This is a genomic window from Synechococcus sp. UW179B (assembly GCF_900474245.1).
Taxonomy (GTDB): Bacteria; Cyanobacteriota; Cyanobacteriia; order PCC-6307; family Cyanobiaceae; genus Synechococcus_C.
In genome coordinates, this window is the sequence record NZ_UCNZ01000021.1 from 34,689 (window position 1) to 46,626 (window position 11,938).

Below are 11,938 nucleotides of genomic sequence, written 5' to 3' on the forward strand. Positions count from 1 at the left end.
GCTACGGATTAAACGAGGTATAAGCGTTAAAGCTAATTACTGACTTTTTGTTGCGATGTTCGAGCTTATTCCTTATACGCGTTTTCGGGATACTCCATCTGTTCGTTTTTTTGATGTCACGATTTCTGATTCGAATGCTCGCGACTTAGTTATTCACCGTGGGCCAGCGGTAAGTCCTCCGGATGCAGAGGAGAGTGGAGATTGGCAATTTTATTTGCATCCCCATCAAGAAGACAACCTGTTAGCCGCTAGTGGAGGGCGAACGTTTTATTTGGTCAATTTTGCTTGGGATCAGCCTTTTCATATTGTTCGTCTGGCGTCTGGCGGCGACATTCTTCGCATTCCTCCAGGAACATTTCATCGATCTATTTCTGATCTAGATGGATCTGTCGTGCTCAATCAAGCGGTTCGTGAAGAGAAGGCATCTTTGACCCGTGAGTTTCGTGTTTATAACAGTGGTCGTATCCCTGCCTTGAGGTTGGTGACGACCAAAGGTGCCATGCGTCCTGTGTTGCATGGTGTTGAGCCGCTTCTTCAAGCTGCCTGAATAAGAGCCGTCTTGTTCTCCGGTTGATTGGTGTTGTCCTCAACGGTGGCTTGAATGGTCCAACTCAGGTGGCTTTGCGTGGATGCCGGCCCGCTGAAGCTGCCCGTGATCGCTGCCGTGAGATCTGGGCGGGAGGAACTCGCCAGCACGATGTAGCGATCGGTTGTTTCTCCACCGGCGCTGGGATCAAACCCACGCCATCCTGCACCTGGCAGATAAATCTCCGCCCAGGCATGCAGGTCGTAGGACTCGGGTGCCGGATTCGCTAAGTGGTACCCGCTGACAAATCGAGCCGGTAAACCAATGCTTCGGCAGCATTCCACCATCAGCATGGCGAGGTCGCGGCAGGACCCAACCCGCTCTCGCAGAGTTCGGCCTGCTGGCCAGGCGGCTCCTTGATGGCGTTGGGTGTATTTCACCCTGTCTTGAATCATCTCGATGAGCTGTTTGAGGAAAGGCAGCGCTTGTTGGTTGGTGCCCATCAAGGCGTCCTGAGCTAAGGCAACTGCTGAGGGATCGTGTTGGCCGTTTGGCAGCCAGCCCTCTAACGCTCCTTGAAGATCTGGATTCAATCGACCACGTGGGTAGGGGAGCAGGGGTTCGCGCCCGTCGAGACATTTCAGTAACGGTGCTGAAGTCGTGGTTTCAACGCGACTGCATGCTTCGAAGCGGAGCTCATCCGTGGTGTTTTGAAAGCGCACGCGTCGAATGGCATCGCCGCTGGCTGCGACGAGTTCATGGCTATGGCAGGGCTGGGGTGAAATGTTGAGTTGGTAATCGATCAGGTGCTGATGACCATGGCCCCGAGGTCGCATGCAGAGCCTGTGTTCGCTCAGACTGATTTGAGCGTCGTAGTGATATGTGATGCAGTGGATTAGCTCAGCGCGCATGATGGATCAGTGGGAATGGAGCCAAGGTCGGTGGTGATGAAATATCGGGCGTGAATCAGTTGATGCAGTTGATTGAGCTCTTCCTGTAATTCGTCGATGGCTTCGTGCAGCCCCCGCTCAATCAGGGCATCAATCCGTACATAGCTCCACTTGGCAAGCAATTGCCCGCGCAGGCATTCGAGATCATCAGGAGGGCCCAGCTGTGGTTGTCGTTGGATTAGCTGCAATGTGTCGTTGATTTGTTGCAAACAGAAGCGCACTGATCGTGGAAAGATTGGATCCAGTAAAAGGAACCTGGCCACGGAAGACGGCGTGATTGCTTGTTGAACACTTTGCCGGTACATCTGATAAGCCCCAGCTGTACGAAGTAGAGATATCCATTGAAGTTCATCAAGAACCCCACCAACTTCTTTTGTGTTTGGTAGTAGAAGAAAATACTTCACATCCAGGATCCTGGATGTTTTGTCGGCGCGTTCGATCCAGCGGCCTAGTTGACTGAAGAGCCAGGCCTGATCACGGCTTAGGGTGACATCCGTAATGCCATAGAAAAGCTGGCAACCTCTTCGGATGCTGCGGAGCTGTTCTTGATCTGGTTCTTGCCAGATTGACTCACCATCTTGAACATTCCAGTAGAGGTCGTTCAGTTGCTCCCACATTTCTGTGGTGATCACATCACGGATTTGGCGAGCATTTTCTCTTGCATTGGCAATGCAGCTCAGAATGCTGTTGGGATTGTCGCGATCAAGGAGCAGAAACCCCAAGACATCTCGTGGAGATCGCAGTGGGTAAACTTGATCAAAGCTCTGCCTGTCTCCACTGGCATCAATGAGTGGAAGCCATGGTTCGGCGCTGCCGGGAGGGCAATCCAACGCCATGGCTTCACTCACTTCCAGGAAACGAGAAATGTTCTCTGCGCGTTCCACATATCGATTAATCCAATACAAGGAGTCGGCAACCCGGCTCAGCACGGCATTGCCTCCTGGATGCTTGGTTCAACCTGCCTGTCTTTGACAATCTGGCTGTCACCAACAACCCATGTGTCTTTACAACCTCCTCCTTGCGATGAGTTCACCACAAGGGAGCCACGTTTCAGGGCGACGCGAGTGAGTCCACCCGGGCTGACCCAGTTCGATGCTCCGCGTAAAACATACGGTCTTAAATCCACATGACAAGGAAACAATTCTCCATTGCTTAGTGAGGGAACGGTCGAGAGTTGTAATGTTGGTTGGGCAATGTAATTTCGAGGATTTGCTCTAATTTTTGAGTCGAATTCTGCGATTTCACTTCGGCTTGACTGTGGTCCGATTAACATTCCATAACCCCCTGCTTCAGCCACAGACTTCACTACAAGTTTTTCCAGGTTTTCTAAAACGTATTGGCGATCATCTGGCTGGGAGCAGAGATAAGTGGGGACGTTGTCGATAATCGGTTCTTCGTCAAGGTAATAACGGATCATTTTTGGTACATAGGCGTAGATCAATTTGTCGTCGGCGACCCCAGTTCCTGGAGCATTGGCGATGCCGATGCGGCCATTTTGCAAAACATCCATCAATCCAGGCACGCCAAGTGCCGAATCGCGACGGAACACCTTTGGATCGAGGAAATCGTCATCGATTCGTCTGTAAATCACATCCACCGCTTCTCGTCCAGTGGTGCTGCGCATCCAAACGCGGCCGTCTTCGCAGATCAAGTCACGCCCTTCCACCAGGGCAACGCCCATCTGTTGAGCGAGGTAGCTGTGTTCGAAGTAAGCACTGTTGAACACTCCTGGTGTGAGCAGCACAACGCGTGGTGAATCTGCCCAAGGAGCTAAGTCCTGCAGTGTTTGCAACAATCTCGAGGGATAGTCGTCGATGGGTTGAACGGTTCGACCAGCAAACAGGCTGGGAAATAACCGCTTCATCACCCGTCGGTTCTCGAGGAAATAGGCCACACCGGATGGACAGCGCAGGTTGTCTTCCAGCACGCGCCATGTGCCTTCTTCGTCGCGGATGAGATCCAGTCCTGAGATGTGACACCAGCGATTCAATGGGAGCTGGATGTCTTGCATTTGGGGTCTCCAGCCCTGAGAACTTTCCACGTCTTCCCTTGGAATGACACGATCCTTCAGGATTCTCTGTGGTCCGTAGACGTCGGCTAAAAACCGATCGATGGCCTCCAAGCGCTGAAGAAGACCACGTTCGAGCTTGGCCCAATCGTTGAGGTGAATGAGCCTTGGCAGGGGATCGAAGGGCAGGATTCTTTCTCCCCCATCTAATCCTGCGCCATTCAGCTGGAAGGTGGCTCCGAGTCGTCGGAGGAGGTTTGCGGCCGAAGCATGATTTCGATTCAGTTCCGTGAGCCCAATCTGCCCAAGCGACGACAGCAGTGGCTCTAAATCTGCTCTGGGAGCGGATTCCTTCTGACAAAAATATTCGTCGTAACCAAGGGTTGGCCGATACTCATTGAACATTGGCTCACCATTGAACTTAGACATCAAAGATCTGCATGTCTGTTGGGCTATGTGTTATTTGTTACCGATCGCTTGATCGCAATGCCAACTGGTTCGCAGGACGGTTTTTTGGTTTCGGTTAATACTTTTTCTGGATTAATGTGTCGGTGATCAAGCAGTGGCGAGAACCATTTCTTGGTCTAGGAATCTTTTATTGAACATTTATTGATGTCATTCTGGACGATGTTCTTTGGTCGGTCGCGATCAAAGCAGCAGGTAGCGCTGGGCGAGTGGCAACACCTCCGCTGGTTCACAGGTCAGAAGCTCGCCATCGGCAAACACCTCATAGGTCTGTGGATCCACGCTCATCTTTGGAAGTGCTGAGTTGAGTTTCAGCGCACTTTTGCCAACGTCACGGGTGTGTTCTACGGCAATACAGGTGCGTTCCAGTCCGAGTTTGCTTTGGATGTTGTCGTTGAGGGCTGCATCGCTCAAAAAGGTGAGGCAACTGGGCGCAAGGGCTTTGCCAAAGGCGGCAAACATAGGTCTTCCATGCACAGGCCCAGGTGTGGGGATTGAGGCGTTGGCATCACCCATTTGGGCCCAGACGATCGATCCGCCTTTGACGACGAGTTGCGGTCGTATCCCAAAGAATCCTGGTTTCCAGAGCACCAGATCGGCGAGTTTGCCTGTCTCTACAGACCCAACTTGGCTGCTGATGCCATGGGCGATGGCTGGATTGATGGTGACTTTGGCGATATAGCGCTTCAGACGGTGGTTGTCGTTGCGGCTTGAATCTTCTGGCAGGGCTCCGCGTTGAACCTTCATTTTGTGGGCTGTCTGGAACGTGCGTGTGATCACTTCTCCCACCCGTCCCATGGCCTGGGAATCGCTGGCGATGATCGAGAAGGCGCCGAGATCGTGAAGGATGTCCTCAGCTGCGATCGTTTCGCGGCGGATGCGTGATTCTGCAAAGGCCACGTCTTCAGGGATTTTTGGATCCAGGTGATGGCACACCATCAACATGTCGAGGTGTTCTTCGAGGGTGTTGCGGGTGTAAGGACGTGTGGGGTTGGTACTGCTGGGAAGCACATTCGCCTCTCCGCAGATTTTGATGATGTCGGGCGCATGCCCGCCGCCAGCACCTTCGGTATGAAAGGTGTGAATGGTTCGGCCCTTGATGGCGGCGATGGTGTCTTCAACGAAGCCGGCTTCATTCAGGGTGTCGGTGTGGATGCAGACCTGTACATCCATTTGATCGGCTACCGACAAGCAGGCATCAATGGCGGCAGGCGTGGTGCCCCAATCCTCATGCAGTTTGAGACCGCATGCTCCCGCGCGTACTTGCTCCTCTAAAGCTTCTGAAGTGCTGGCGTTTCCTTTCCCGAAGAACCCCAGGTTTACGGGTAGGCCCTCAGCGGCCTGCAGCATGCGGCCTATATGAAACGCACCAGGCGTGCACGTGGTGGCATTGGTTCCTGTGGCTGGTCCAGTGCCGCCCCCCATCAAGGTGGTCACACCGCTGGCGAGGGCCGTTTCGATCTGTTGGGGGCAGATGAAATGGATATGGGTGTCAATCCCACCAGCGGTGAGGATGTGTCCTTCACCAGCAATCGCTTCGGTGCCGGGGCCGATCACGATGGTGACGCCTTCCTGGATGTCGGGGTTGCCGGCTTTGCCGATCCCGACAATGCGGCCATCCTTGAGGCCGATATCGGCCTTGACGATGCCCCACCAATCAAGAATGAGGGCATTGGTAATTACGGTGTCAACGGCTCCTCCAGCCCGGGAGGTTTGGGATTGGCCCATCCCATCGCGAATCACTTTTCCGCCACCGAATTTCACCTCATCGCCGTAGGTGGTGAAGTCTTTTTCCACTTCGAGGATGAGGTCGGTGTCCGCTAAGCGAATGCGGTCTCCGGTGGTTGGCCCATAGGTTTCGGCGTAGGCCTGGCGGGAAATGCGATAGGGCATGAATCAGGCGTCGAGGGGTCCGTTGATGTGTCCGTTGAAGCCGACCACGCGGCGTGCTCCAGCAAACGGGATCAAATTCACGTCGCGGTGATCACCCGGTTCGAAGCGAATGGCCGTACCGGCTGGAATATCAAGCCTTTGACCGCGTGCAGCGTCACGGTCAAAGATCAGAGCAGCATTAGCTTCTTGGAAATGGAAGTGGGACCCCACCTGGACGGGGCGGTCACCGCTGTTGGCAACGCTGAGGGTTGTGACCTCCTTATTGGCGTTGAGTTCCAGTTCGCCGGGTTCCGGTATCAATTCACCGGGGATCAGGAGTGCCATCAAAAGAAGCCTTAGCGAATGGGGTCATGCAGGGTCACGAGCTTGGTTCCATCGGGAAAAACCGCCTCGATTTGGACTTCATCCACCAACTCTGGAATGCCCTCCATCACCTGGTCGCGGCTCAGCCAAGTGCTGCCTTCCTGCATCAGGTCGGCCACAGTCTTCCCATCGCGTGCGCCTTCTAAAACCAAGAAGCTGAGCCATGCCACGGCTTCAGGGTGGTTGAGTTTGAGACCACGCTGGAGTCGACGTTCTGCCAAGAGGGCAGCCGTAACAATGAGCAGTTTGTCTTTTTCCTGGGGGCTGAGGTGCATGGTGACCTTGCACTCTGTCTAGTTTCTATCTCCCTGGGGCCGCGGAATGTTCAAAATGAACGCTTAGACCCTCAATGGACGTTCTTGTAAGGGCCAGACCCTGGGAATCTGAGGAGGAGCCAGGTCTCGTGCTCGACGGGTGCGAGCCCAAATCCTGCTGAACCAGAAACGGGCATCACGGCTTGAGAAGCCGCTGTAACGGGCGATCAGCCCCTGGGGGAGAACGCCGCAATGCATCTGGCCTTCGAGACCCTTTCGATCTTGCCGAACGTCATCGAGGAGGGTGTTGATCGTTTCTGTAGGGAGAGGGAAGGGTGCCGCCCAAACGAAGGTGCCGAAGACGGGTTGTTGATTGAGTCCATGGATTCCCTTCAGCGCTGCGTCGCTGATTTCGAGTCTGTCAACAAGTTCCCAGCGCTTACCTTCAGGCGTTTGGCGTTGGATCTGAACGCCTGATCTCCAGCACCCCCGCCCCAAGGTTTCGTTTGCGGCAGTGCGCCCGAGACGCACAATTTCTGCGCTGAGAAAGGATCCATCCATCGGCAAGGTGACGCTGAGGTTTTGTTCAAACAGAGCGTCGGCGTAGAGCACAAGCTCTTGGGGTAGCCACTCCAAATCGCTCTCTGCATCCAGCTCTGCCACCACCTGTTGGCGGGCCCATGCGCCTCGGGGATGGCGTTGGCTGCGACCGACGGATCCATACACCTTTTGTGCGGCCACGCTGGTGATCAGGCAGCGACTGTTCGATTTCAAGCTGAGGTTGATGCTCAATTGATCTCCCCCCACGAGACCGCCAGCGGTGTGAAGCAGTGGCAGCTCGCAGCGCCCGTTCTCCCCCCGCTCGGCGCGCATTAATTTCAGGGGCGCGGTGCAGCCCCCCTGAAATTGACTGCCGCTGCGGCCTTCAGCAAACAGCAGGTTGCAGGTGCCGTGCCATGGGTCAAGTCGATGCATCTAGGCACGCTCGACGCCAACTCTGCTTAGCTCTGTAGCAAGCACTACCAAATAAAAGTGTGCTGTTTGGGCAGTCTTTGTTGTGTGATCTCTTTGGCTGTCTGAACCCTTGGATGTTGGCTTGATCGTGTTGGACCATCGCCTCTTGTCTGAGGAGCCATTGCCGGGCGCCACCCCGGCGGCCATGGAGTTGCCGCTGAGTGCGGATCAGCGCACGGTGCTGCGCGGACGTCGTCGCACAGTGTGTGGTCGAGACGTGTTGTTGCAGCTGCCGCGTGAGCGCCCGTTAACACCAGGTGATCGCCTCACCGATGCGCATCATCAGGTGCATGTGCTGGTGACTGCGGCTCCTGAGGAGTTGTTGCGAGTGGAGGCAGCAACGCCGCTTGCATTGCTTGAAGCTGCTTATCACCTAGGAAATCGTCATGTGGCTCTTGAGTTGCATGAGCATGAGCTGTTGTTGCTCAACGACTCCGTCCTCGCCACCATGCTTAACGGTCGCGGATTGAAGGTGACACGGTGTTGTCGTCCCTTCATGCCAGAAGGCGGTGCTTACATCGGCCATCAGCACGCATGACATCGCTTGCATTGCTGCAGTTGGTGAGTCCTGCCTTGCCCGTTGGCGCTTTTAGTTATTCCGAGGGTCTTGAAGTTTTGATCCAGAATGGTTCATTGATCGATGAATTAGATCTCCAACATTGGATTGAAGCGGAGCTTCAAAGGGGTGCCCTGAGGTTGGAGGCAGCGGCATTAAATCCATTGCGCGTTCAGCTTCAACGCTGGGAGCAAGAAAGGTCAGAGATGCCCAGCGAGTTGATGTCTTTGGATGGTTGGTTGTTGGCTTTGAGGGAGTCGGCTGAGGTGCGTGCCCAGCAAGGACAGATGGGCGGTTCTTTGCTGCAATTGATGGTTGATCTTGGACATCCATTGCCTCAGCCGGTGGTGCTGGCTTGGCCGGCAGCCTGGGCTTGGGCTGCTTTGTCGTTGAAGATTTCTGAGCTGGAGATGGTGGAGGGTTATCTCTACGGTTGGGTTGCGAATCAGCTCAGTGCAGCGGTTCGCTTGGTGCCTCTGGGTCCCACCACGGCTCAACGGATCCAGCAGCAGCTGTTGCCGATGATTCGTGAAAAGGCATCTGTGTTGAAAGATCAAGACCCGTACACCCTTTGGTGTGGTGGTGCTGGTGCGGGGCTGGCCCAGTTGGCGCATGCTGAGTTGTATTCACGTTTGTTCCGGAGCTGATGAGCAGCAAACTCAGGCTTGGCATCGCCGGGCCGGTGGGCTCAGGCAAGACAGCGCTCGTGGAAGCGCTGTGCAGGAGATTGCGCAATCGCCTGCAATTGGCGGTTGTGACCAATGACATTTACACCCAAGAGGATGCCCAATTCCTGACGCGTTCAGGTGCCTTAGAGCCTGAGCGCATCCGTGGGGTTGAAACCGGAGGGTGCCCTCATACGGCGATCCGAGAAGACTGCTCCATCAACCGAGCGGCTGTGGGTGAACTGGAACGTCAGTTTCCAGGCCTTGATCTGGTGATGGTGGAGAGCGGAGGTGACAATCTTGCGGCCAGTTTTAGCCCCGAATTAGTTGACCTTTGTATTTATGTGATTGATGTAGCGGCTGGGGACAAGATTCCTCGCAAAGGCGGTCCTGGAATTACACGATCCGATCTATTGGTGATTAACAAGATCGATCTGGCTCCCCTTGTTGGTGCTGACTTAGCCGTGATGGAACAGGACACGCTGAGGATGCGGCGGGATCGACCCTGGTGCTTTACCAACCTTCGAAATGGGGAAGGACTCGATCTTGTGGAAGCATTTGTGTTGCAACAGATACCAAATTGACGCGTATTTGGTTTGCCGATTGGCAAATGGTCTTCGTTGATACAGGAGCTTCTTTCTTCAGATCGGTACCTTTCGAGCTCCGGCGTTGAAACGTCGTTCCTCTTGTTTTGATACTCATGAGTTCATCATTGTCCAAGCGTCTCTTTGCCGGCATGGCCGCAGCGTCGCTGGGTCTGGCCGTCACAGCTTGTGGTGGTGGCGATGAGAAAGCCTCCAACGTTGAGTTTGACGACAGCGTTACCGTTGGCATTCTTCACTCTCTGACTGGCACGATGGCCATCTCTGAGTCCACCTTGGTGGATACAGAAAAGATGGCCATTGATGAAATTAATGCTGCCGGTGGTGTTGAGGTAGATGGTAAGAAGTACAAAATTGATTACATCGTTGAAGACGGTGCCTCCGACTGGCCCACGTTTGCTGAGAAGTCCAAAAAACTCATCGATCAGGACAAAGTTCCTGTTGTGTTCGGCGGTTGGACCTCTGCTAGCCGTAAGGCAATGCTTCCGGTGTACGAATCGAAGGATGCTTTCCTCTATTACCCGATTCAGTACGAAGGCCAAGAGTGTTCGAAAAATATCTTCTATACCGGCGCGACTCCTAACCAGCAGTCTGAGCCAGCGACCAGCTTTATGTTCGAGAAGTCCCCAGCTGCAGGCAAGCCCTTCTATTTAGTGGGATCTGACTATGTGTTCCCTCGTACGTCTAACACCATCACGAAGGAGCAGGTGAAGTCTCTGGGTGGAGAAGTTGTTGGTGAAGATTATTTGCCTCTTGGTAATACGGAAGTTGCTCCGATCATTGCCAAGATTAAAAAGGCTTTGCCTGATGGCGGTGTGATTATCAACACCCTCAATGGTGACCAAAATGTTGCTTTCTTTAAGCAAATTCAGGATGCTGGAATTACTCCTGAAAATGGTTATTATGTGATGAGTTATTCCATTGCTGAAGAAGAAATCAGCACAATTGGACCTGAGTTCCTTGAAGGTCATTACGGCGCTTGGAACTACATGATGTCCATTGATACGCCGGCATCCAAGAAGTTTGCTGCTGACTTTAAGGCAAAGTATGGAGCTGACCGTGTTGTCGCTGACCCTCAAGAGTCTGCATACAACATGGTGTACCTCTGGAAGATGGCTGTTGAGAAAGCCGGTACTTTCGATGACGACAAAGTACGTGAAGCCCTGATTGGTATCAAGTTCGATGCTCCTCAAGGCCCAATTGAGGTTCGTCCTAACCATCACATCTCTCAAATCGTTCGGATCGGTGCGATTACTGCAGAGGGTCAGTTCGAAATCGTAGAAGAGTCGGATAGCCCAATTGATCCTCAGACTTGGAACCAGTTTGAGCCCACATCGAAGGGCTTTGCTTGCGATTGGTCTGATCCCAGTAAGGGAGAGAAGTACAAGCTCTGATCATGAATAGCTCCATCGACTGATGGCTTGCTTTTAGAGGGGTCCCTTGGGGGCTCCTCTTTTCATTTTTTTCGCTTACTAGACACCCCCCGTGCAACTGCTTTTCGAAAGTTTGTTCAACGGTGTGGCCATCGGCTCTGTGTTGCTGATGGCCGCCCTTGGACTGGCCATTGTGTTTGGCTTGATGGGTGTGATTAATCTCGCTCACGGCGAATTAATCATGCTTGGTGCCTATACCACCTATGTGGTACAGCTCATTTTCAAACTTCCTCTTCTTGCGCCTATTTACAACGCCTACGTATTGGTTGCTATTCCATGCGCCTTCGTTGTGAGCGGTGTTGTTGGTATTTTGCTTGAACGCACAGTGATACGACGTCTATATGGGAGTCCACTGGAGACTCTGCTTGCTACGTGGGGTGTCAGTTTGATTCTCCAGCAGTTTGTGCGCAGCGTTCCGCTTGCTTATGCGGCAGGAATGGTTGTGTTTCTAGTGCTCGGATTCAGTGTTCCGTTGTTTCTTCCAAAGACCTTATTGGAGGGTCGTCAATCTCGGTTTGTGCGACTAGGTGGTTGGGCTGTTTCTGCTTTCATTGGCGTGTTATTTGCGGGTGGATTGGCCTCGCAAATTAGCCGTATTGCCAAGGCAACATCCCGCAATGTGGATGTCACCGCTCCGAAGTGGATGCGCGGTGGTCTCGAATGGATGGATCTCACCTTTCCTGTGCCACGCCTTGTGATCATTGTGATGACGTTGATCGCCGTTGTTGGGGTGATCTGGTTCCTTAACCGCAGTGTTTGGGGTATTCGGATTAGGGCAGTCACGCAGAATCGTTCGATGAGCGATTGCCTCGGCATTCCGACTGACACCGTTGACGTCCTTACCTTTGGGATCGGTTCTGGTTTGGCGGGGGTGGCTGGCGTTGCTGTGTCGTTGTTGGGTTCGGTGGGTCCCAACGTTGGAACCTCTTACATCGTGGGCTGTTTCATGGTGGTGGTGCTCGGTGGTGTTGGCAATCTTCTCGGCACCGTGTTGGCTTCCTTTGCGATTGGCTTATTAACCGATCTAATTGGAGCAGGTCGCCTGCTCACGATTTGGCCAGACATGCCTGAGCCACTGGCTGGCGGGGTTGAATTTTTTGCGACTACGAGCATGGCTCAGGTGATGGTTTTTGCCCTGATTGTGGTTTTCCTTCAGTTCCGTCCTGCAGGTCTGTTTCCGCAAAAAGGCCGAATGGTTGAGGCTTGATC

General features: G+C 53.6%; 13 protein-coding genes. 6 read left to right on the forward strand and 7 right to left on the reverse strand.

Annotated elements, in window-relative coordinates:
- Positions 1–55: 55 nt before the first annotated feature.
- Positions 56–547 carry a redox protein gene (locus tag DXY38_RS08915; RefSeq protein WP_115071346.1) on the forward strand — a complete coding sequence of 164 codons (492 nt, stop codon included), beginning with the start codon at positions 56–58 and terminating at the stop codon, positions 545–547.
- Here DXY38_RS08915 and DXY38_RS08920 read toward each other — a convergent pair.
- The 7 genes from DXY38_RS08920 to DXY38_RS08950 form a co-directional block, all read right to left on the reverse strand.
- Entirely contained in the window at positions 535–1,437 is a 903-nt protein-coding gene (locus DXY38_RS08920; RefSeq protein ID WP_115071347.1) for a transglutaminase family protein, read from the reverse strand. The genes DXY38_RS08915 and DXY38_RS08920 overlap by 13 nt on opposite strands.
- Positions 1,422–2,405, reverse strand: a complete 984-nt coding sequence (locus DXY38_RS08925) for an alpha-E domain-containing protein (protein ID WP_115071348.1) — start codon at positions 2,403–2,405, stop codon at positions 1,422–1,424. The genes DXY38_RS08920 and DXY38_RS08925 overlap by 16 nt, the downstream gene beginning before the upstream one ends.
- Positions 2,399–3,889 (reverse strand): circularly permuted type 2 ATP-grasp protein, encoded by a 1,491-nt coding sequence (locus DXY38_RS08930; RefSeq protein WP_115071349.1) that lies wholly within the window; start codon positions 3,887–3,889, stop codon positions 2,399–2,401. The genes DXY38_RS08925 and DXY38_RS08930 overlap by 7 nt, the downstream gene beginning before the upstream one ends.
- Before the next feature lie 243 nt (positions 3,890–4,132).
- Positions 4,133–5,842 carry an urease subunit alpha gene (ureC, locus tag DXY38_RS08935; RefSeq protein WP_115071350.1) on the reverse strand — a complete coding sequence of 570 codons (1,710 nt, stop codon included), beginning with the start codon at positions 5,840–5,842 and terminating at the stop codon, positions 4,133–4,135.
- Positions 5,843–5,845: 3 nt separating this feature from the next.
- The gene (locus tag DXY38_RS08940; protein ID WP_115071351.1) at positions 5,846–6,166 is read right to left on the reverse strand and encodes an urease subunit beta; all 321 of its coding nucleotides are present in this window, start codon (positions 6,164–6,166) and stop codon (positions 5,846–5,848) included.
- Between the two features lie 11 nt (positions 6,167–6,177).
- Positions 6,178–6,480 (reverse strand): urease subunit gamma, encoded by a 303-nt coding sequence (locus tag DXY38_RS08945; protein WP_006854227.1) that lies wholly within the window; start codon positions 6,478–6,480, stop codon positions 6,178–6,180.
- A gap of 63 nt (positions 6,481–6,543) precedes the next feature.
- On the reverse strand, positions 6,544–7,434 hold the full coding sequence (locus DXY38_RS08950) for an urease accessory protein UreD (RefSeq protein WP_115071352.1): 891 nt from the start codon (positions 7,432–7,434) through the stop codon (positions 6,544–6,546).
- Between the two features lie 109 nt (positions 7,435–7,543).
- Here DXY38_RS08950 and ureE point away from each other — a divergent pair, with 109 nt between their 5' ends.
- The 5 genes from ureE to DXY38_RS08975 all read left to right on the forward strand — a co-directional run bounded on the left by ureE (position 7,544) and on the right by DXY38_RS08975 (position 11,936).
- A complete protein-coding gene (ureE, locus tag DXY38_RS08955; RefSeq protein WP_115071353.1) occupies positions 7,544–8,011 on the forward strand; it encodes an urease accessory protein UreE in 468 nt (155 codons plus the stop codon).
- On the forward strand, positions 8,008–8,676 hold the full coding sequence (locus tag DXY38_RS08960; RefSeq protein WP_115071354.1) for an urease accessory protein UreF: 669 nt from the start codon (positions 8,008–8,010) through the stop codon (positions 8,674–8,676). Before ureE ends, DXY38_RS08960 begins: the two co-directional genes overlap by 4 nt.
- Positions 8,676–9,278, forward strand: a complete 603-nt coding sequence (gene ureG / locus DXY38_RS08965) for an urease accessory protein UreG (RefSeq protein ID WP_115071355.1) — start codon at positions 8,676–8,678, stop codon at positions 9,276–9,278. The genes DXY38_RS08960 and ureG overlap by 1 nt, the downstream gene beginning before the upstream one ends.
- 116 nt (positions 9,279–9,394) lie before the next feature.
- On the forward strand, positions 9,395–10,690 hold the full coding sequence (gene urtA, locus DXY38_RS08970) for an urea ABC transporter substrate-binding protein (protein ID WP_115071356.1): 1,296 nt from the start codon (positions 9,395–9,397) through the stop codon (positions 10,688–10,690).
- Positions 10,691–10,781: 91 nt separating this feature from the next.
- A complete protein-coding gene (locus tag DXY38_RS08975; RefSeq protein ID WP_115071357.1) occupies positions 10,782–11,936 on the forward strand; it encodes a branched-chain amino acid ABC transporter permease in 1,155 nt (384 codons plus the stop codon).
- The last annotated feature ends 2 nt before the right edge of the window (positions 11,937–11,938 follow it).